Annotated in this window: 16 protein-coding genes; 7 read left to right on the top strand and 9 right to left on the bottom strand. The window is 63.9% G+C overall.

Annotated elements, in window-relative coordinates; translation table 11 throughout:
- The first annotated feature begins 58 nt into the window (after positions 1-58).
- Positions 59-718 carry a response regulator transcription factor gene (locus EJ078_RS11235; RefSeq protein WP_066996819.1) on the top strand — a complete coding sequence of 220 codons (660 nt, stop codon included), beginning with the start codon at positions 59-61 and terminating at the stop codon, positions 716-718.
- On the opposite strand, the gene EJ078_RS11230 is transcribed toward EJ078_RS11235, so the two are convergent.
- The gene (locus EJ078_RS11230; RefSeq protein WP_127214404.1) at positions 719-4,204 is read right to left on the bottom strand and encodes a PAS domain-containing hybrid sensor histidine kinase/response regulator; all 3,486 of its coding nucleotides are present in this window, start codon (positions 4,202-4,204) and stop codon (positions 719-721) included. It abuts the gene before it with no gap.
- 250 nt (positions 4,205-4,454) lie between these two features.
- On the opposite strand from EJ078_RS11230, the gene mscL reads away from it, so the two are divergent.
- On the top strand, positions 4,455-4,877 hold the full coding sequence (gene mscL / locus EJ078_RS11225) for a large conductance mechanosensitive channel protein MscL (RefSeq protein ID WP_095777596.1): 423 nt from the start codon (positions 4,455-4,457) through the stop codon (positions 4,875-4,877).
- A gap of 104 nt (positions 4,878-4,981) precedes the next feature.
- Positions 4,982-6,148 (top strand): pyridoxal phosphate-dependent aminotransferase, encoded by a 1,167-nt coding sequence (locus tag EJ078_RS11220; RefSeq protein WP_127214406.1) that lies wholly within the window; start codon positions 4,982-4,984, stop codon positions 6,146-6,148.
- An 11-nt stretch (positions 6,149-6,159) separates the two neighbouring features.
- Here the strand turns inward: EJ078_RS11220 and hemA are convergent, their stop codons facing one another.
- Positions 6,160-7,437: a 5-aminolevulinate synthase gene (gene hemA, locus EJ078_RS11215; protein WP_127324990.1), complete on the bottom strand. Its 1,278-nt coding sequence runs from the start codon at positions 7,435-7,437 to the stop codon at positions 6,160-6,162.
- A 281-nt stretch (positions 7,438-7,718) separates the two neighbouring features.
- Between hemA and galE the strand changes: the two genes are divergently transcribed.
- Positions 7,719-8,714 (top strand): UDP-glucose 4-epimerase GalE, encoded by a 996-nt coding sequence (gene galE, locus EJ078_RS11210; protein ID WP_095777447.1) that lies wholly within the window; start codon positions 7,719-7,721, stop codon positions 8,712-8,714.
- Positions 8,715-8,895: 181 nt separating this feature from the next.
- On the top strand, positions 8,896-10,152 hold the full coding sequence (locus tag EJ078_RS11205) for a D-amino acid dehydrogenase (RefSeq protein ID WP_127214410.1): 1,257 nt from the start codon (positions 8,896-8,898) through the stop codon (positions 10,150-10,152).
- A gap of 85 nt (positions 10,153-10,237) precedes the next feature.
- Here the strand turns inward: EJ078_RS11205 and EJ078_RS11200 are convergent, their stop codons facing one another.
- The 7 genes from EJ078_RS11200 to EJ078_RS11170 all read right to left on the bottom strand — a co-directional run bounded on the left by EJ078_RS11200 (position 10,238) and on the right by EJ078_RS11170 (position 17,422).
- Positions 10,238-11,602 carry an FGGY-family carbohydrate kinase gene (locus EJ078_RS11200; RefSeq protein ID WP_127214412.1) on the bottom strand — a complete coding sequence of 455 codons (1,365 nt, stop codon included), beginning with the start codon at positions 11,600-11,602 and terminating at the stop codon, positions 10,238-10,240.
- Positions 11,599-11,913 carry an L-rhamnose mutarotase gene (rhaM, locus tag EJ078_RS11195; protein WP_067322795.1) on the bottom strand — a complete coding sequence of 105 codons (315 nt, stop codon included), beginning with the start codon at positions 11,911-11,913 and terminating at the stop codon, positions 11,599-11,601. Before rhaM ends, EJ078_RS11200 begins: the two co-directional genes overlap by 4 nt.
- On the bottom strand, positions 11,913-12,914 hold the full coding sequence (locus EJ078_RS11190) for an ABC transporter permease (RefSeq protein WP_095799395.1): 1,002 nt from the start codon (positions 12,912-12,914) through the stop codon (positions 11,913-11,915). The genes rhaM and EJ078_RS11190 overlap by 1 nt, the downstream gene beginning before the upstream one ends.
- A complete protein-coding gene (locus EJ078_RS11185; RefSeq protein ID WP_127248461.1) occupies positions 12,911-13,888 on the bottom strand; it encodes an ABC transporter permease in 978 nt (325 codons plus the stop codon). Before EJ078_RS11185 ends, EJ078_RS11190 begins: the two co-directional genes overlap by 4 nt.
- Positions 13,885-15,441, bottom strand: a complete 1,557-nt coding sequence (locus EJ078_RS11180; protein WP_245322491.1) for a sugar ABC transporter ATP-binding protein — start codon at positions 15,439-15,441, stop codon at positions 13,885-13,887. Before EJ078_RS11180 ends, EJ078_RS11185 begins: the two co-directional genes overlap by 4 nt.
- Positions 15,442-15,560: 119 nt before the next feature.
- Positions 15,561-16,556, bottom strand: a complete 996-nt coding sequence (rhaS, locus tag EJ078_RS11175) for a rhamnose ABC transporter substrate-binding protein (RefSeq protein WP_095782942.1) — start codon at positions 16,554-16,556, stop codon at positions 15,561-15,563.
- 56 nt (positions 16,557-16,612) lie between these two features.
- Positions 16,613-17,422 (bottom strand): DeoR/GlpR family DNA-binding transcription regulator, encoded by an 810-nt coding sequence (locus EJ078_RS11170; RefSeq protein ID WP_127217348.1) that lies wholly within the window; start codon positions 17,420-17,422, stop codon positions 16,613-16,615.
- A gap of 187 nt (positions 17,423-17,609) precedes the next feature.
- Here EJ078_RS11170 and EJ078_RS11165 point away from each other — a divergent pair, with 187 nt between their 5' ends.
- Positions 17,610-19,712, top strand: a complete 2,103-nt coding sequence (locus EJ078_RS11165) for a bifunctional rhamnulose-1-phosphate aldolase/short-chain dehydrogenase (protein ID WP_127404025.1) — start codon at positions 17,610-17,612, stop codon at positions 19,710-19,712.
- Between the two features lie 159 nt (positions 19,713-19,871).
- Positions 19,872-21,164, top strand: a complete 1,293-nt coding sequence (gene rhaI, locus EJ078_RS11160) for an L-rhamnose catabolism isomerase (protein WP_127213809.1) — start codon at positions 19,872-19,874, stop codon at positions 21,162-21,164.
- Positions 21,165-21,381 lie beyond the last annotated feature (217 nt).

Genomic DNA, 21,381 nt, shown 5'->3' with positions numbered 1-21,381 from the left:
AATCGTTCCGATCCCGTAAGAAAGCACACAATCGGCGATGGGATCCGGGGAGGAATATTTGCCGTCGGGCCACACTTTCGTCATTGCCGACGACCATCCGCTGTTTCGCGGCGCGCTAAAGGAAGCGCTGGCCGGCATAGGCGACGTTGCCGCCATCCATGAGGCCGGCGATTTCGAAAGCGCCAAGGCGCTGGTCGTCGCCAATGAAGACATCGACATGGTGCTGCTCGACCTGTCGATGCCGGGCGCCAGCGGCCTGTCCGGACTGATCTCGCTGCGCGGCATCCATGCCTCGGTGCCGCTGGTAGTGGTGTCGGCTCATGACGATCCAGCCACCATCCGCCGCGCGCTCGATCTCGGCGCGTCCGGCTTCATCTCCAAATCGGCAAGCATGGAGGAGATACGCAGCGCCGTCCTGACTGTGCTTGCCGGCGATATCGCAGCACCCGCCGGCATCGAGCTCGGCGTCGAGCGCGACCCGGAGATTTCCGATCTGATCAAGCGCCTGCAGGCGCTGACGCCGCAGCAGACGAGGGTGCTCGGCATGTTGGCCGAAGGCCTGCTCAACAAGCAGATCGCCTATGAGCTCGGCGTCTCCGAAGCCACCATCAAGGCGCATGTCTCGGCCATATTGCAGAAGCTCGGCGTCGACAGCCGCACCCAGGCGGTCATCCAGCTTTCCAAGATCGGCGGCGACCCGCTGCAGCCGGTGAGCTGATCATTCGGCCGCGGGCGCCAGCGCCCTGACGCGCGCCATCATCGAGCGCAGCACGGCAGGCTTCAGCGGCTTGTTGATCACAGGCACATCGAGCTGACCAGCAGCAGTGCGCACCGCGCTGGAGCGGTCTGCGGTGACCAGCACGCAGGGCAGGTCCTTGCCGTAGGCGGCGCGCAGCCTGGCGATGGCGTCGAGCCCGGTGCCGCCGTCGAGATGATAGTCGGCGAGCACCACATCCGGCCTTGCCGCACCCGGGTGCATTAGATCCTGCGATCCCGAAGCGGTCTCGACGCTGCAGCCCCAGCCTTCGAGCAGCAGGCGCATGCCGTCGAGGATGCGCGCGTCATTGTCGATGCACAGCACATTGAGTCCGGCAAGTGAGGATGGCGCGCGCGCGGAGGCCTTTCCCGTCTCGCGCGGCGGCGCCGCGATCGCGGCGACCGGCAGGATGACGGAAAAACGCGTGCCCTTGCCGGGGCTGGAGAAGATGCGGATCTCGAGCCTGAGAACCCTGGCGATGCGGTCGACGATGGAAAGGCCAAGGCCAAGGCCTTCGGCCTCGCGAGCGCCCTCGTCCAACCGGGTGAATTCGTGGAAGACGGTGTTCAGCTTGTCGGCGGCAATGCCGATGCCGGTGTCGATCACCTGGATCTCGGCCAGCTCGCCGCGCCTTCTCACGCCGACCAATATGCGGCCTTCGCGCGTGTATTTGATCGCATTGGAAACGAGGTTCTGGATCAGCCGGCGAAGCAAATTGCGGTCGGTCATCACGCCGAGCGACGACGGCATGATTTTCAGGCCGAGCTTCTTTTCGGCGGCGAGCGGGCGAAAATCGTTGCCGATCTGGCCAAGCAGCCCGCCGAGGCTGAAGGCGGTGTCCTCGGGCTTCAACGCGCCGGCGTCGAGCCGCGATATGTCGAGCACCGCGCCGAGGATGGTCTCGACCGATTCCAGTGAGGATTCAATGTTGGTCGCGGCCCTGCCGGCCGGCCCCTTGCCGGCCTTCTCGATCAGCGAGGAGCAATAGAGCCTGGCGGCGTTGAGCGGCTGCAGGATGTCGTGGCCCGCGGAGGCGAGGAAGCGCGTCTTGCTGAGATTGGCCTCTTCGGCAAGCATCTGCGCCTGCGCCAGCTCCTCGTTGACGCGGGTGAGCTCGGCGGTGCGGCTCCTGACCCGCTGCTCCAGCGATTCATTGGCCCGCTTCAGCGCCAGGTCCTGCTCGACGCGGCCGGAAATGTCGGCATAGGTGGCGACGATGCCGCCGTCGGGCATCGGGTTGGAACGCAGCTCCAGGATGCGGCCGCTGGTCCTGAGCTCCATCTGCCAAGGACCGACGAAGCTGGTCAGCCGGTTGAGCATCGTCACCCGCTGGTCGGCGGCGATATCGCCGCGCTCGGCCAGATACCGCAGGATCTGGTCGAGCGACACGCCCACTTGGCCCATCTCGTCGGGCAGATCGAACAGCGCCCGGTATTGCCGGTTCCAGCAGATCAGCCGCAAATCTCGGTCGAAGACGGTGATGCCCTGCTCCATCTGGTCGAGCGCGATCTGCAGCAGGTCGCGGTTGTGCTGCAGCGCCTCGGTGGCGTCGTCGAGCAGCCGGAAGGCATCCTTGGAGTCGCGGTCGTTGCGGCGGAACAGCAGCGACAGGATAAGCCGCGCCGACGACGAGCCCACGGCGCTCGCCAGCAACTGCTCCGAGAAACGGATGACGTCCATGCTGGCCTGTTCCTTGCCGTGCAGGGAGACGTTCGCGTTCTTCTCGAAGGACTGGAAGGAGCGCTCGGTGCGCTCGACGCCGAGATAGCGGGAAATCGTGTCCTTGAGGTCGTTGACCGTGACCGCGGTGCGGAAGCGGCGCAGGCTTGGCATCGGCCCCGCCTCGCGCGGCACGAAGATCGCCGCCTGGATGCGCTCCAGCGGCACCGATGCGCGGGACAGCGAACCCATCACGAAGAACAGCGTGTTGACTGACAGGCTCCACAGCACGCCATGGTTCAGCGGCTCGCCGACGGTGCCGAACAGCGCCTGGGGTCTCAGCGCCTCGAAGCCGAACAGTCCATGGACGACAAAGTCGGAGCCGGGACCGACAAGCGAAGGGAGCAGCAGCGTGTAACCCCAGACCGCGATGCCGGCGACCATGCCGAGCGCGGCGCCCCGGCCATTGGCGCGGCGCCAGATCAGCCCGCCGACCAAGGCGGGCGCGAATTGCGCGATCGCTGCAAAGGACATCAGCCCGATCGAGGACAGCCGCGCGCTGTTGGTGCTCTCGCGGTAATAGAGGAAGGCGATGAACAGCATGATGAAAATCGACGCTCGCCGAACGTTCAGGATCAGCGTCGACCAGTCTTCGTTCTCCGAAGAAGTGGTCTTGAGCAATCGACGCACGAACAGCGGGATGACGAGGTCGTTGGAAATCATGATCGACAGCGCCACGCTCTCGACGATGACCATGGCGGTGGCCGCCGACAGGCCGCCGATGAAGGCGATCATCGCCAGCACGTCGTGGCCGCTAAATAGCGGCAGCGACAGGACGTAGAGGTCGCTGCTGGTCTTTGCGCCGACCAGCGACAGCCCGGCAAAGGCGATCGGCAGGACGAAGAGGTTGATCGCCACGAGATAGAGCGGAAACACCCAGGTCGCGGTGCGCAGCTCGGCCTCGCTGCGATTCTCGACGATGGTGACGTAGAACTGGCGCGGCAGCATCAGGATGGCGAAGCCGCTCAAGGTCGTCAGCACCAGCCAGGTGACCAAGGACGTGTTGTAGCCCATCGCCTGGCGCACCTCGGCATTCGCCCCGAGCGTCGCCAGCATGTCGCCGGGGCCGCCGAAGATGAGAAACGTGACCATAAGGCCTATGGCGAGGAAGGCGGCGAGCTTGACCACCGTCTCGACCGCGACCGCCAGCACCAGCCCGTCCTGGTGCTCGGTGGCGTCGGCGTGGCGGGTGCCGAACAGGACCGCAAACAGCGCCAGCAGCATCGCCACCACCAGCGAGATGTCGCTTACAAAAGGATCAAAGGAAGGCGGCGATCCCGTATAGTGCTCGATCATCAGGCTGACCGAGCCGGAGATCGCCTTGAGCTGCAGCGCGATATAGGGCACGGCGCCGACCGTGGCGATCAGGGTCGCGATCGCCGCGACGGCAAAACTCTTGCCGTAGCGGGCGCCGAGAAAGTCCGCAATCGAGGTGATCTTTTCGCTCTTTGCCAGCCGGACGATGCGGTTGAGCAGCGGGAAGCCGAACACGAAGACCAGCACCGGGCCGGTGTAGATGCCGAGGAATTCGAGACCCCGCTCGGAGGAGAGCCCGACCGAGCCGAAGAAGGTCCAGGAGGTGCAGTAGATGGCGAGGCTGAGCGCATAGATGGAGGGCCGTGCGCGGCCGAGTCCGGCTGCCACGGAGCGCCGGTCGCCGACGCTGGCGATGGCAAAAAGCAGCGTCACATAGGCGATCGCGATGATGACGACGAACCAGCCTTGCACGGTTCGAACTTCCTTCCTGACCGGCTGCTCGTCCGGTTATCAAACGCAACCACAGCTTTGACGCCAAGTCCACCGCGGCTTTCGGCGCATAGGTGCTTGGTGACGCCCAGAAGCGCGAATCGGTTAGGCACAAACCGGCGGCTCCGCCCTTTTTCCGGTTTTGCAACTGGGGGTTTTTGTTATTGTGGCTTCGGGGCCGGCGCCGGAGAGCCGGGGCGGCAGCGCGGCCCGTTATGGCAAGGAGGGTCGGATGCTGAAAGAATTCCAGGAATTCATCTCCAAGGGCAATGTGATGGACTTGGCCGTCGCCGTCATCATCGGCGCCGCCTTCGGCAAGATCGTCGATTCGCTGGTCAATGACATCATCATGCCGATCATCGGCGCGATTTTCGGCGGGCTTGACTTCAACAATTACTTCTTTGGGCTGTCCTCCAATGTCCACTCGGCCACGCTGGCCGAGGCCAAGAAAGAGGGCGCCGTTTTCGCTTATGGCAGCTTCATCACCGTCGTGCTGAATTTTCTGATCCTCGCCTTCATCATCTTCCTGATGGTCAAGGCGGTGAACAATCTGCGCAGGCGGCTGGAGCGAGAGAAGCCCGCGCCTGCCGCGGCGCCGCCGCCGGCGGATGTCCAGCTTCTGACCGAAATCCGCGACCTGCTCGCCAGGAAATAACGCATCCAACGTTCTCGCTGGACCAAAATCCCGGCCGCTTGCGGCTGGGGTTTTCTGTTCAGTGATCTGGTAAGAGCGCAGCAAAAACGAGGACGGATTTGTCCATGATCCTGATTGAGACCTTGCGCGCAGAAGCCCGTGCTGCCCCCGAAAGCGGCATTGTCGCCGTCGTCAATCACGGCCGCTTGCGCGAAGGCCTGATTCCGCTCTGGGCCGGGGAGGGCGACCTGCCGACGCCTTCCTTCATCAGCGATGCCGCCGCAGGCGGCCTCGCCAATGGCGAGACCTTCTACACCTGGCAGAAGGGCATTCCCGAGCTTAGGCAGGCGCTCGCCCGCTACTATGCCAGGTATTTCGGCCAGCGCTTCGCCGAGGAAGAATTCATCGTCACCAGCTCGGGCATGCATGCCATTCAGCTGGCCATCGACGCGATCGCCGGCAGCGGCGACGAGGTCGTCTATCTCTCGCCGGCGTGGCCGAATTTCGCTGCCGCCGCCGGTGTTGCCGGCGCTGTTCCCGTGCCGGTCACGCTCGACCAGTCCGGGAATGGCTGGTCCTGCGATGTCGACAAGATCGCAGCCGCCATCACGCCGCGTACCAAGGCGCTGTTCATCAATACCCCCTCGAACCCGACCGGCTGGACAGCCGACAAGGAAACGCTTCAAGCGATCCTCGATCTGGCCCGCACGAAGAAGCTTTGGATCATCGCCGACGAGATCTATGCGCTGTTCCACTATGGCCACGGCCGCGCGCCGTCTTTCCTCGATATCGCAACGGCGGAAGACCGCATCCTGTTCGTCAACAGCTTCTCCAAGAACTGGGCGATGACCGGCTGGCGAGTCGGCTGGATCAAGACGCATCCGGCGCTGCAGCAGGTGTTCGAGAACCTGATCCAGTATTCGACCTCGGGCGTCGCCCAGTTCATGCAGCGCGGCGCGGTTGCGGCCCTCGACAAGGGTGACGGCTTTATCGTCGAGCAGGTGGAGCGGGCACGTGCGGCGCGCGATCTGGTCTGCGACATCCTGGCTGCCACCGGCAAGGCGCGCTTCACCGTGCCGCAAGGTGCGTTCTACCTGTTCTTCACTGTCGACGGCATCACCGATTCCCGCGCCGCCGCCTTCGACATCGTCGACAACGCCAATGTCGGGCTGGCGCCCGGCACGGCCTTCGGCCCCGGCGGGGAGGCCTTCCTCAGGCTATGCTTCCACCGCCGCCTCGATCAGCTCGAGGAAGCGGCAAATCGCCTGGCGAAATGGATGAAGACGGTGTGAGACGGGCGGCTTCAGCCGCCTGACTTCGGCACCAGGAGTGGAATAACCCGGTCGCTCTTGGCGACGGCCGGACGGCCGGAGGCGGCATAGGGGATGCCGAGCGCATCCCAGGTCTCGACCAGCGCGTCCTGCAGTTCGGCGATCAGCGCGTCCGAATGGAACGGGGTGGGCGTGATGCGCAGCCGTTCGGTGCCGCGCGGCACCGTCGGATAATTGATCGGCTGGATGTAGATGCCGTGGACGCCAAGCAGGCGGTCGCTCGCCATCTTGCAAAGCTCGGGATCGCCGACCAGCACCGGCACGATATGGGTGGCCGATTCCATCACCGGCAGCCCGGCCGCGGCAAGCACCTGCTTGGCCCGCGCTGCCTGGCGCTGCTGGGCGTCGCGCTCGGCCTGCGAGCGCTTCAAATGCCTGATCGAGGTGGTGGCGGCCGCCGCGATCGCGGGCGGCAGCGCGGTGGTGAAAATGAAGCCCGGCGCATAGGAGCGCACCGCGTCGATCACAGCGCTCGTGCCGGTGATGTAGCCGCCCAGCGTGCCGAAGGCCTTGGCCAGCGTCCCCTCGATGATGTCGATGCGGTCGGCAAGACCCTCGCGCTCGGTGATGCCGCCGCCGCGCGCACCGTACATGCCGACAGCATGAACCTCGTCGATATAGGTCAGGGCGTTGTAGCGCTCGGCGAGCTCGACGATCTGCTTGATCGGCGCGATGTCGCCGTCCATCGAATAGACGCTTTCGAAGACGATCAGCTTGGCGCGCTCGCGTCCTGCCGCCTGCAGCAGGCTTTCCAGATGCGCAACGTCGTTGTGGCGGAAGATCTTCTTCTCGGCCCCGGAACGCCGCACGCCTTCGATCATCGAGGCATGGTTCAACTCGTCCGAGATGAGCAGGCAGTTGGGCAAGAGCCTGGCGATGGTCGAGATCGAGGCTTCGTTGGAAACGAAACCGGAGGTGAAGACCAGCGCCGCCTCTTTGTCGTGCAGGTCGGCGAGCTCATGCTCCAGCTCGACCAGCGGGTTGGACGTGCCGGAAATGTTGCGGGTGCCGCCAGCGCCCGAGCCCATCCGGCCTGCCGCGTTCTGGAAGGCGGCGATGACGTCCGGATTCTGGCCCATGCCAAGATAGTCGTTGGAGCACCAGACGGTGATTTCCTGGGCGCGACCGTTGGAGCGCCAGATGGCGCGTGGAAACTTGCCCACGATGCGCTCGAGGTCGGCGAAAACGCGGTAGCGCCGCTCGGCATGGAGCTGGTCGATCGCGTCTTCGAAGAACCGCTGGTAGTTCATGTCGGCTTCCCAATTTTGCGCCGGATCATAGTCACGGGCCTATATTACGTCCACCGCGCCGCACCGGTCAAAATGCCACGCCCCGCGGCCTGTTCCTAACGATGCCGGATCATGGCCTATTCCCGGGGATGTGAACCAGCTTTGTTTCGGTACGATGCCTCGGGCAGGCGGAACTGTTACAGACTTAACACTAAAATGGGAGGCTAATGGGCTTACGGCGGGGTTTCCAGCACGGCGGCTGTTGAGACAGTTTCCGATAATCTTGATCAGCGAGGTAAGCGATGACGGTTTTGGTGACGGGCGGTGCCGGCTATATCGGCAGCCACATGGTCTGGGAGCTTTTGGACGCCGGCGAAAGCGTCGTCGTGCTCGACAGGCTTTCCACCGGCTTCGAATGGGCGGTGGCGCCGGAGGCGAAGCTCGTCGTCGGCGACGTCGCCGATCGCGATCTGGTCGGCCGGATCATCCGGGAAAACAAGGTCGACGCCATCATCCATTTCGCCGGCTCGATCGTGGTGCCGGAATCCGTCGCCGATCCGCTCGGCTATTACGAGAACAACACCTGCAAGACGCGCGCGCTCATCGAAACCGCCGTGCGCGAGGGCGTGCCGCATTTCATCTTCTCGTCCACCGCAGCCGTCTATGGCGGCGCCGGGCTGGAGCCGGTGCGCGAGGATGCCCGGCTGGCGCCGGAATCGCCTTACGGCCTCTCCAAGCTGATGAGCGAGTGGATGCTGCGCGATGCCGCGATTGCGCACGACATCCGCTACACGGCGCTGCGCTATTTCAATGTCGCCGGCGCCGATCCCAAGGGCCGCACCGGACAGTCGACGCCCGGCGCCACGCATCTGATCAAGGTCGCCTGCGAGACGGCGCTCGGCAAGCGGCCATTCATGCAGGTCTTCGGCAAGGACTATCCGACACCGGACGGCACCTGCATCCGCGACTACATCCATGTCAGCGATCTGGCGGCGGCGCACCGGTTGGCACTGCAGCGGCTGCGCGATGGCGGGGAGAGCCTCGTGGCCAATTGCGGCTACAGCCATGGCTATTCGGTGCTGGAAGTGATCGACAGCGTGCGCCGCGCCTTCGGCCATGATTTCGACGTTCGCATGGGTGCGCGACGGCCGGGCGACGCCGCCGCCGTGGTCGCCAATTCCGACCTTGCCCGCAAGGAGTTCGGCTGGACGCCGCAGCGCGACGATCTCGACCAGATCGTCAAGGATGCGCTGGCCTGGGAACGCATCCTGACGACCAAGAACTCCGTTCGAAACTAAGCAGTTGAGGAAAGTGTGTAGCGGTTGGGTTCGGCGACTTCGCCGTAGCCTTCGTCCCGGAATTGCGTAATGAGACTGACCTGTTGGGCCAAGGGCTCGTCCGGCGAGTTTAGACGCGGTATTGAGGCTCATGCGTTGGTGTGCCGAAGGCGCACTATTGGAATGAGCCTTGAGGGACGGCATGAAGGTCTTGGTGCTCGGCGCCGGCGTGATTGGCACGGCGGCCGCCTACTATCTGGCTAAAGACGGTCATGAGGTGACGGTGATCGAGCGCCATGAGGCAGCGGCGCGCGGCACCAGCCAGTCGAACGCCGGCCTGGTCTCGCCGGGCGACGCCACCGCCTGGGCCTCGCCGGCGGCGCTGAAGACCTTTCTGCGCGCGCTCTGGAACCATGACCTCGGCATCAAGGTCCGGCTGCGCCTCGATCCGTATTTCTATGCCTGGAGCCTGCGCTTCCTGCGCGAGTGCACCGTAGCGCGCCTGCGCGCCAACACCGACGTCAAGCTGAGGCTCGCGCTCTATTCGCGCGACTGCATCAATGCGCTCTCGGAGGCGACCGGCATCCATTACGACGAACGCAAGAAAGGCATCCTCTACTTCTTCCGCTCGCAGAAAAGCTTCGACACCGGCACCGACAATTACCGCTATCTCGGCGAGCGCGGCCTGCCGATCGAGATCGTCGGCCGCGACCGCTTGGCCGAGCTGGAGCCGGGCCTTGCCAGCGTGAAGGACAAGATCGCCGGCGGCATCTATTCTCCAATCGACCAGACCGGCGATTCCAAGCAATTCGTCGACAAGCTCGCCGCCTATGCGGCCGAGAAGCTCGGCGTCAGGTTCCTGTTCGGCACGACAATCGAGGGCCTCGACATCGAGGGCGACCGGGTGCGAGCCGTGATGACCTCGGCCGGACCGGTAACGGGCGACGCCGTCGTCATTTCGATGGGACCCGAAAGCGGCCTGTTCGGCCGCCGCTACGGCATCGACCTGCCCGTCTACCCGGTGAAGGGCTACACCGTGACCGTCCCGCTCGAGGACGAAAGCAGGGGCCCCACCATGGGTGGCGCCGACGAAGACCGGCTGATCGGCTATTCGAGGCTGGGCAACCGGCTGCGGATGTCCTCGACGGCGGAATTCATCGGCTTCGATCGCAGCTTCAAGCCGGGTGATTTCAGAACCATCCTGGAAACCGGCAAGGACCTGTTCCCGGGCGCCTTCGACGAGAAGAAGGCGCTGCTTTGGGCAGGCCTGAGGCCGATGATGCCGAGTTCCGTGCCCATCTTCGGTCAGGCGAAATACCGCAACCTCTATCTCGACACCGGCCACGGCCATCTCGGCTGGACCATGGCTTGCGGCTCGGGAAAATTCCTGTCCGACCTCGTCGCCGGCCGCAAGCCCGAGATCGATCCGCAAGGGTTGCTTTACGCGACAGCGGGCTGAGACGTTCGGTCCGCAAGTTGCCACCGGCCTATGTCGGCGCTGGTCGGCGTGACCTGTCAAGTTGTGGCAAATACCATGGCGGGGATCACGTCCCGACGACCCGCTGCCACGCTCGCGCGTAATCATGCCAAGCCGGATCTGCGGGTGGCTCGGTCCGCTCGCCTTTGCTGATGACGGTAGCGCCGTCTGACGCCAGCAGTGCCGCGCCGATGCTCGTTCCTGTCGACGTCTCCGACGCAATGACAGCCCGTCCCGTTGCCGCCGCCAGCATGCGGATGAAAAGCGGGTTCCGCGCAAAGGGCCCTTCGACCGTCGTCGGCCCGTCGCCGCCAATCAACTCCAGGCAGGTCACGGTCATCAGCGCCAGATAGAACGAGATGGCGGTGAAGCGCTGGCCGGGAGGCAAGCCCTCGGCGTTGACCCATTGCGCGGCGCGGTGAGGGAATGGCCCGGAGCCTTGTTGGGTTGACGGCAGAAGCGATGCTTTTCGTGCCAGCGCGGCGGCAACATCGGCCTCGGTCCAGTCCTGCCGCTGGCCTTCAGTCAGCAGCGAAAACTCGCGTCCACCCATGAAGCGCGCCGACGGCACGGGATCGCCGAGCGCATTGACATTGACCAGCGTGTCGCGCGCCGGGTCGAGCTCGACCTTCTTGCCGCCGACCGCCATCGACACCACCCATGTGCCGGTCGAGACGACGGAGAAGGGCGGCCGATCGGACAACAGATGCGGCAGAAGCGAGGCGTTGGAGTCGTGCAGGCCGCAGAACACGGGAGTCGCGGGGTCGAGCCCTGTCAGTCGGGCAATCGCCGGCAGGATCGATCCGAGCCTGTCCTTCGCCCGACGCACGGGCGCCATCAGCGGACGCCAGCCCATCCTGTCGACCAGCGAGGAATAGTCGGACGTCCAGGGGTTCCACAGATCGGTGTGGCAGCCCAGCGATGTCACTTCGTTGGCGGCGACGCCGGTCAGCCGCAGCGCCCAATATTGCGGATACATCAGCATCGCGGCGGACTTGGCGAATTCCACTGGAAAGAGCTTTTGCTGCCAGAAGAATTGCGCGCCGAGATTAAGGCCGATGGGCAACCGCGGCGTGCCTGTTTCGGCGAAGGGAGCGCGTACGGCGTCGTAGTCGGCCGCAAGCTGGTCGGGGCCGTCGAACTCATAGTCGAGCACCGGCAGCACCAGTTCGCCGGCGGCGTCGACCAGCGCCCCGGTCGCGCCATGCGTGGTGATCGAGATCGCATCGATCCGCCGCTCGCGGTTGATATCGGCGAGGCTGTTCAGGATGAACGTCCACAGCGCCTCGACATCGTGATAGGGGTAGGGCGCCTGCCAAACGGGCGCGTTCGCGGTGCGGCGCAGCGCGATCTCGCTCGGCGTCGTGAGCTCGACCAGCGCCACCTTGGCGTTGGTCTTGCCGATATCGATGACGGCGACGTGGCGGATCATGCCATATGGAACATGGTTTCCAGCGGCACCGCCACCGGCTCATTGTCGGGTTTGGTTTCCATGAGGTCGGCCATATGCGCCCACCAGCGCTGCATAACAGGATGTTTCGGCAGGTCGGCCATGCCGTGATCGTCACGTCGCCACAGCACGCCGAAGAGGATGCTGGTCTCCTCGTCGAGATAGATCGAATAGTCGGAGACGCCGGCATCTCTCAGCAGCTCCGCCAGCTCAGGCCAGATCTCGTCATGGCGGCGCTTGTACTCGGCCTTCATGCCGGGATTGAGCTTCATCTTGAAGGCGTGTTTCTCCATCAGGCGAAACGTCCTTCGCGCAGCCGCCGCCAGACGATCGGCAGCGCAATGACGATGATCAGCAGCAGGCCGATGAAGATCGACATGACGATGCCGGGCACGTTGAGCAGGCCGAGGCCGAAGGTCACCAGCCCCATGATGAAGGCGGCAAGAACCACGCCGAGGATGCTGCCGGCGCCGCCGAGGATCGACACACCTCCCAGCACCACCATGGTGATGGCCTCCAGCTCATAGCCCTGCGCTATCGACGGCCTTGTCGAGCCGAGCCGCGACGTGATCAGCACCGAGGCGATGCCCGACATCAGCCCGGTGAGGCAAAACAGGATGAATTTGATGCGGTCGACGCGCACACCGGAGAACTGGCAGGCGACCGGATTGTTGCCAATGGCAAAGACGCGCCGGCCGAAGCTCGTGCGATGCAGCACGAACCAGTAGACCAGCGCCGCGAAAAGGAACAACGCCAGCTCGAACGAGAAGACCCACCAGACATAACCTTGGCCGAAGAAGGCGAAACTCTCCGGATATCCCTTATAGGCCTGGTCGCCGAGGATGATGAAGGCGATGCCGCGAAACAGGCTCATCGTGCCGATGGTGACGACGATGGAAGGCAGGCCGAGCCTGGTGACGAGCAATCCGTTGAAGGCGCCGCAGCCGAGCCCCACGGCGATGCCGATCGCGACCAGCACCGGCGTGCCGGCGCCCGCCTGCGCCGCCATGCCCATCATCGTCGAAGCGAGCGCGACAATCGCGGCAACCGACAGGTCGATCTCGCCCGAGATGATCAGCAGCGCCATTGCAAGCGCAATCAGGCCCTTTTCGGTGAAGTTGAAGGTCAGATCCGAGAGCGACCACGGGTCGAGGAAATAGGGCGAGGCGAAGCTGTTCACCGCGAAGATGAGGATCGCGATGACTACGAGCAGTGCCTCCCAGGAAAAGATCGCCGAAGAAAGCGGCTTGTCGAGCCGGTCGGGGATATGGCGCGGGGCAGGGGTGTCGGTCATGCCGCTTCCGCCTTTCTGAGGATGATGCGACCCTGCCGGCGCTCGCCGCGCGCGTTGAGCACCACGGCCAGGATGATGGCGCTGCCCGAGATCGCCATCTGCCAGAAGGGCGAGATGTTGATGACCGGCAGCGCGTTGGAGATGATGCCGAGGAAGAGCGCGCCGAGCACCGCGCCGCCGACCGAGCCAATGCCGCCGGCGATCGAGATGCCGCCGATGACGCAGGCGGCGATGATGTTGAGCTCGTAGCCGTTGGCGACTTCGACCGAGGCGATCACGTAGCGCGAGATCCATAAGTACCCGGCTAGCCCGCCGATCATGCCGGAAATGCAAAAGACGATGAACTTGGTGCGGCCGACATCGATGCCGGCATAGACCGAGGCGGTCGGGTTGACGCCGATGGCATAGATCGAGCGGCCGATCTGCGTGCGCGTCATCGCCAGAAAGAACAGCGCAATGACGAGAAGCGCGATCCACGACAGGACCGGCAGGCCGAGGAAGGCGGCGCGCTGGAAGTTGATGAAGTCGGGGCTCATCTGGTCGGCATTGACCCAGGCGCCGCCGGAGACGACGAAGGTGGCGCCGCGATAGATGGTGAGCGTGCCGAGCGTGACCACGATGGACGGGATATTCAGCCGCCACACCAGGAAGCCGTTGATGGCGCCGAGTAGGAGGCCGACAAGCAGTGCGATGACGATCAGCACCGGGATCGGGATCGCCGGATGGGCAGCGTTGAGCATCGCCACCACCATGCCGGTGAAGCAGAGGTTGGACGCCATCGACAGATCGATCGAGCGCGTCAGGATCACCACCATCTGGCCGAGCGCCAGGATCATCAGGATCGAGGTGTCGTTGAACACCTGGCGCAGATTGGCCGGATAGGCAAAACCGGGGAAGCGGGTCGAGATCAGCCCGATCAACAGGACGATGCCGGCGAGCAGCCAGATCTCGCGATATTTGAGAAAATTCTTCATGCCGCGATCCCCGCTGCGGTCCTGACCAGCGTCTCGGCGTCGAGGCCTTTGTTGTCGTAGGTGGCCGCGATACGGCCTTCACGCATGACCACGACCCGGTCGGACATGCCGAGGATTTCCGGCAGTTCCGAGGAGACCATGATCACCGATAGCCCCTGCGCCACGAGCTCGGCCATGAAGCCGTGCACGGCGGCTTTGGAGCCGATGTCGATGCCCTTGGTCGGCTCGTCGAGGATGATGACCTTCGGCGTCGTCGCCAGCCATTTGGCGATGACCACCTTCTGCTGGTTGCCGCCGGAAAGCGTGCCGACATCCTGGCTGAGCGACGAGGCGCGCAGGTCCAGCCGCTCGGTGTAGGAGCGGGCCAATGAGAATTCTTCCGCCAGCTTGAGCACACCGGATTTCGAGGTGCGCGCAAGCGAAGGCAGCGATACGTTCTGAAAGATCGGCAGGCCGATGACGACACCCTGCTTGCCGCGCTCTTCCGGCACATAGACGATGCCGGCCTCGATCGAATCCGCCGCCGATTTCGGCGCGATTGAGTTGCCGTCCAGCGAAATCGTGCCGCGGCTGGTGCGCGTAATGCCGGCGATCGCCTGCATCACCTCGCTGCGGCCGGCACCGACGAGGCCATAGAAGCCGAGGATTTCGCCCTTGCGCAATTCGAAGCCGATATCGTCGAACTCGGTCGGGTGCGACAGGCCGGAGACCGACAGCACCGGCGCGCCGATCTTCGGCTCGCGCTGCGGAAAGATGTGGTCGACGTTGCGGCCGACCATCATACGCACGATCTCGTTCTGGCCGGTGTCCTTGAGCAGGCCTTCGCCCACCATCTCGCCGTCGCGGAAGACGGTGTAGCGGTCGGCGATGCGGTAGATCTCGTCGAACTTGTGGCTGATGAAGAGCACCGCCTTGCCTTCGCTCTTCAGGAATTCGATCAAGAGGAAAAGTTCGTCGATCTCCTTCATCGAAAGTGCGGCGGTCGGCTCGTCCATGATGACGATGCGCGCGTCGATGGACATGGCGCGCGCCACCGCCACCAGATGCTTGTTGGCGATGCCGAGGTCCTTCAGGCGGGTGTCGGCGTCGATGTGGCCGGCGCGCATCGTCTCCAGCACCTCGCGCGCATTTTTGCGCATGGTGCGCCAGTCGATGGTGCCGAAGCGGGTGCGCGGCGCATGGCCGAGGAAGATGTTTTCGGCGACCGAAAGGTCGTCGAACAGCACCGTCTCCTGATGGATGGCGGTGATGCCGTGGCCGAAGGCGGCATGCGCGCTGGGCAGCGTCGTGGCCTGGCCGTCGATGCTGATTTCGCCGGCGTCGGGCTGGTAGATGCCGGTCATGATCTTGACCAGCGTCGACTTGCCGGCGCCGTTCTCGCCGATCAGCGCCGTCACCTGTCCGGGATAGAGCGACAGGCTGACATTGTGCAGCGCCCGAACGCCCGGAAAACTCTTGGAGATGCCTGAGAGCGTCAGGCGCGGGGCCAATTTGTCCTCGCCCTCGCGGGGAGGGTCGCGAACAACGTGAGCGGGATGGGGGTTGTCTAGCATATCAAGTTAAGGTCCTGGTGCATGGAAGCGTCGTCACCCCCGCCCCGTCTCGCCAGTTTTGCTTCGCGACACCGCCTCGCCGACCCTCCCCACAAGGGGGAGGGTGCAAGCTCCTCAGATCAATAGATCTTTGAGAACTTCTCGATGTTGGTCTTGTCGAACTGGAAGGGCGGAGCCATCGCAGCCGAGTTGGTGTCGTCGAGCGTCACCTTGCCGACGCGGCCGATCGACAGCGTGGCGCCGGGCTTGGCCTCTTCTTTCTTCACCGCCAGGTCATGCGCGAGATAGATCGCCGAGTAGCCGAGGTCGATCGGGTTCCACAGCGCGACCGCCTGGCTGGCGCCGTTGTCGATGAACTTCTTGAACTCCGACGGCAGCGCGAGGCCGGTGACGTTGACCTTGCCGATCAGGTTCTCGTCGGTGACGACCTGCGCGGCGGCAACGACGCCGACGGTGGTCGGCGCGATGATCGCCTTGAGGTTCGGATAGGATTTCAACAGGCCCTTGGCTTCGTCGGTGCTCTTGGCGGAGTCGTCGTCGCCATAGACGGTGGCGACCAGCTTGATCTTCGGGAACTTCTCCGGCAGCACCTTCTTGGCCGCTTCGATCCAGGCATTCTGGTTGGTCGCGGTCGAGGATGCCGAGAGGATGGCGACATCGCCGCCTTCCGGCAGGTAGTCGGCGGCGAGCTTGATGATGGTCTCGCCGATCAAATTGGTGTCGGACGGGTTGAGGTGGAGCTGGCGGCCTTCCTTGGCGACGCCGGAGTCCCACGAGATCACGGTGATGCCGCGATCCATCGCCTTCTTCAGCACCGGCACCAGCGCATCGGCGTCATTGGCCGAGACGGCGATGGCATTGACCTTCTGCGCGATCAGCGAGTTGATCACCTCGATCTGCGCCTCCGCCGTCGCTTTGGTCGGACCGGTATAGATCACGTCGACGTCGCCCAGTTCCTTGGCCGCTTCCTCGGCGCCCTTGTTGGCGGCGTCGAAGAAGCCGTTGCCGAGCGACTTCACGACCAGCGCGATCTTGACGTTCTCGGCATAGGCGCCATTCACGAACATGGCGGCGGAAAAGGCCGCCGTGACCAGCAGTTTCTTCAAAAAGCTCATTCGAATATCCTCCCTTGAGCGTTGCATTCCATCGCCGCTGCGGGCGCGAGTTGTCCTCAGGCCTGCAGTGAAGATTCCTCCTTGTCGCTTGACTGTTTGCGGGCGACGATCAGCGCCACACCCGCGGTTTCCAGCATCTTGGCTTCGCGGTCGTCGATACCGTCGTCTGTGATCACGGTCGTGATGCGCGACAGCCCGCACAGGATCAGGCTGGATCGCATGCGGAATTTCGAGGAATCGACCAGCACCACCAGCTCGTCGGCCTGGTCGATCAGTTTTTGCTCCGCCTGGATCAGCAGCGGGTCGCCTTCCATCAAGCCGAGCGGGCCTAACCCTTGAGCGCCCATGAACATGCGCCGCGCATAGAAATTGCGCGTCACGTCATTGTCGAAGGGCGACAGGATGATGTTCTGCTCGCGATAGATCGTGCCGCCCGACAGCATCACCATGTTCTTCGAGTGCTTGAGCAGATGCTCGGCGATCGGGAACGAGTTGGTGAAGATCGGCATGCGGCGGCCGGTCAGGAAATGCACCATCTGGAAGGTCGTGGTGCCGCCATTGATGATGATTGGCTCGCCGTCCTTGCAAAGGTTCACCGCTTCCCGCGCGATCGCCCGCTTCTGCGCGGCGTTCAGCGTTTCGTTGACCGAGAAGGGCCGGCCGGCAAGGCCGATGATTTGCGGCGGTGAGATCGCCTCGGCGCCGCCGCGCACCCGGCGCAGGCGCTTTTGCACATGCAGCGCCGCGATATCGCGCCGGATCGTCGCCTCGGAGGAGTCCGTCAGGTCGACCATTTCCTGCACCGTCACCACAGGCTTTTCCTGGACGGCGGACAGAATGATCCTGTGGCGCTCTTTTTCGTGCATGGTTCCTCCCTGCCTGGCTATCAGGCACCAGAAAACGCGCAGTGTCAATCATTTCCGATCACATATTTTCATTGTGCAGTGCAATATGATCGATTTTGATCGTTTGTGATTGACAAGAGGCCCAGTTGCGTAGACATTCCAGCCAGAATTGGACTGCTCATTTTTAGCGTCCCAAGGGAGGATACCTATGCTCGACAAGCGCTCCGGCTCGCGCCTCGCCAATTTGTGGGACGATGCAAAGGCCGAAGGGATGAGCGGTCCCGAGCTTCTGGTCTATCGCTCGAACACGCTGGGTTCAGACAAGCGCGTCACCAATTATGGCGGCGGCAACACCTCGTCCAAGGTCTGGCAGAAAGACCCGCTGACCGGTGAGGACGTCCAGGTCCTGTGGGTCAAGGGCTCGGGCGGCGACAGCGCTTCGATCAAGCTCGACGGGTTTGCAACCCTCTACATGGACAAGCTGCGCGCGCTGAAGAGCCTCTATCGCGGCGTCGACCACGAGGATGAGATGGTGGGCTATCTGCCCCACTGCACCTTCAACCTCAATCCGCGCGCGGCCTCCATCGACACGCCGCTGCATGCCTTCGTGCCGAAGGCTTGCGTCGACCACATGCATCCCGATGCCATTATCGCGATTGCCGCGGCGAAGGACTCCAGAGCGATCACGAAAGAGGTGTTTGGCGAGGCCATCGGCTGGCTGCCCTGGAAGCGGCCGGGCTTCGAGCTTGGGCTGTGGCTGGAGAAATTCTGCCGCGACAACCCTGGCGCCAAGGGAGTGGTTCTCGAAGGCCACGGCCTGTTCACCTGGGGCGACGCGCCGAAGGAATGCTACGAAACGACGATTTCGGTGATCAATCAGGCGATCGACTGGTTCGAGCGCAAATCCGAGGGCAAGGCGATCTTCGGCGGCGAGGTGGTGAAGGCGCTCGAGGCGCCGGCACGGCGTGCCATTGCCGCGAAACTCATGCCGAGAATCCGCGGCCTGATCTCGGAAAAGAGCCATAAGCTCGGCCATTTCGACGACCAGCCGGCAGTGCTCGAATTCGTCAATTCGAAAGACCTGCGCCCACTGGCGGCCCTGGGCACGTCCTGTCCGGACCATTTCCTGCGCACCAAGATCCGGCCATTGGTGATCGAGTTCGATCCGGCAAAGCCGGATGTCGATGCCGTCATCGCGCGCCTCGCCGACGACATTGCGGCCTATCGGGTTGGCTACCAGGCCTACTACGACAGCTGCAAACATAAGGACTCGCCCGCCATCCGCGATCCGAACGCGGTCGTCTATCTGATGCCGGGCGTCGGCATGTTCACTTTCGCCGGCGACAAGGCGACGGCGCGCATCTCCGGCGAGTTCTACGTCAACGCCATCAACGTCATGCGCGGCGCCTCGACGGTCTCGTCCTATGTCGGCCTGCCGGCTCAGGAGGCCTTCGACATCGAATACTGGCAGTTGGAAGAAGCCAAGCTCCAGCGCCTGCCGAAGCCGAAGGCGCTGGCGGGACAGATCGCCCTGGTCACCGGCGGTGCCGGCGGCATCGGCCGCGCCACCGCCAGCCGCCTGCTGCGCGAAGGCGCCTGCGTCGTGCTGGCCGATATCGATGAGACCGCGCTTGCCGGCGCTCACGAAGAGCTGTCGAAAGCCTACGGCAAAGACTTCGTCCGTCCGGTGCGGATCGACGTGACCTCGGAAGATCAGGTCACGTCGGGCTTTGCCGAAACTTCGGTCGAGTTCGGCGGCATCGACATTCTCGTTTCCAATGCCGGCCTGGCCTCCTCGGCGCCGATCGAGGAGACGACGCTGGCGTTGTGGAACAAGAATATGGACATCCTGTCGACCGGCTATTTCCTCGTTTCGCGCGAGGCTTTCCGGCTGTTCCGCGCGCAGAAGATCGGCGGCAATGTCGTCTTCGTCGCCTCCAAGAACGGCCTTGCCGCTTCGCCCAACGCCGCCGCTTACTGCACGGCCAAGGCGGCCGAGATCCATCTCGCGCGCTGTCTCGCGCTTGAGGGTGCGGAGGCGCAGATCAGGGTCAACGTCGTCAATCCGGACGCCGTGCTGCGCGGCTCCAAGATCTGGACCGGCGAGTGGAAGGAACAGCGCGCCGCCGCCTACAAGATGTCGACCGACGATCTCGAGGAGCATTACCGGTCGCGTTCGATGCTGAAACGCTCGGTATTTCCGGAAGATATCGCCGAAGCGATCTACTTCTTCGCTTCCGACATGTCGGCCAAGTCGACCGGCAACATCGTCAATGTCGACGCCGGCAACGCGCAGAGCTTTACGCGGTAAATTGTCAGAGCCAGCGCTGCCCCTCACCCTTACCCTCTCCCCGTAAGAACGGGGAGAGGGGGCGCCAGCGCTGGAACGCGTCCCTTCTCCCCGTGACTATACGGGGAGAAGGTGCCGGTAGGCGGATGAGGGGCAGCGCAGACGAATTGGGAGGAAAAAATGTCCGAACAGATCATCTCAGCCGACCTCGTCGCCAACCACAACTCAACTCGCCAACCCGCCCTCGAGCGCGACTACGCCTCGCTCGGCGAGCGCCTCGACCGGCGCGGCATTGCCATCGACGCCATCCGCGACAAGATGGAAAAATTCGGGGTCGCGATCCCGTCCTGGGGCGTCGGCACCGGCGGCACGCGTTTTGCCCGTTTTCCCGGCGCCGGGGAGCCGCGCGACATCTTCGACAAGATCGAGGATTGCGCCGTCATCAGCCAGCTGACGCAAGCGACGCCTACCGTCTCGCTGCATATCCCGTGGGACAAGGCCGATCCGAACCGGCTGAAGCAGGCGGCGGCGCGTTTCGGGCTCGGGTTCGATGCGATGAACTCCAACACCTTTTCCGACGCGAAGGACCAGAAGCTCTCCTACAAATTCGGCTCGCTGTCGCACGCCGATGCCGGCACGCGCCGCCAGGCGGTCGAGCACAATCTCGAATGCATCGAGATCGGCAGGACGCTTGGCTCGAAGGCGCTGACGGTATGGATCGGCGACGGCTCGAACTTCCCCGGCCAGGTCAGTTTCGCCAAGGCCTTCGAGCGCTATCTAGACGCCATGCGGCAAATCTACGCCGGCCTGCCGGACGACTGGCGGCTGTTTACCGAGCACAAGATGTACGAGCCGGCCTTCTATTCGACCGTCGTGCAGGACTGGGGCACGAACTACATCATCGCCAAGGAGCTCGGCGACAAGGCCTTCTGCCTCGTCGACCTCGGCCACCACGCGCCCAACGTCAACATCGAGATGATCGTGTCGCGGCTGATTCAATTCGGCAAGCTCGGCGGCTTCCACTTCAACGATTCCAAATATGGCGACGACGATCTCGACGCCGGTTCGATCGATCCTTACCGGCTGTTTTTGGTCTTCAACGAGCTGGTCGATGCAGAGCTTTCGGGTGCCAAGGGCTTCCATCCCGCGCATATGCTCGACCAGAGCCACAACGTCACCGATCCGATCGAAAGCTTGATGCAGTCCGCGGTCGAGGTGCAGCGCGCCTATGCGCAGGCGCTGCTGGTCGACCGCAAGGCGCTGGACGGGTTTCAGGAAGCGAACGACGCCCTGATGGCGACGCAGACGCTGAAGACCGCCTACCGCACCGATGTCGAGCCGATCCTCGCCATGGCGCGGCTGAGAACCGGCGGCGCCATTGATCCGGTCGCCGCCTATCGCGAGGCCGGCTACCGGGCGAAGGTCGCGGCGGAGCGGCCGGGCGTCGCCGGCGGTGGCGGCGGGATCGTCTGACACCCTGATCCGGCCGCTTCGCGGCCGCCTTTCTCCCAAGGCAGAAGAGGTTGGCGTCGGCGCTGACGAGCTCCTTCCCCCGCGGGAAGAGGTCGGACTGCCCCGAATTGCCCTTCGCAATTCGGGGCAGGTGAGGGCTCTGCCCAATGCTACTCCAATTGTTATTGGACTAACGCGCTCCAACGGTCTTTCCTGGGTGTCCCCCCGCCTTGGAGAC

Source organism: Mesorhizobium sp. M1A.F.Ca.IN.022.06.1.1, from assembly GCF_003952605.1.
GTDB lineage: Bacteria > Pseudomonadota > Alphaproteobacteria > Rhizobiales > Rhizobiaceae > Mesorhizobium.
This window is presented reverse-complemented; position numbering and strand designations above follow the sequence as displayed.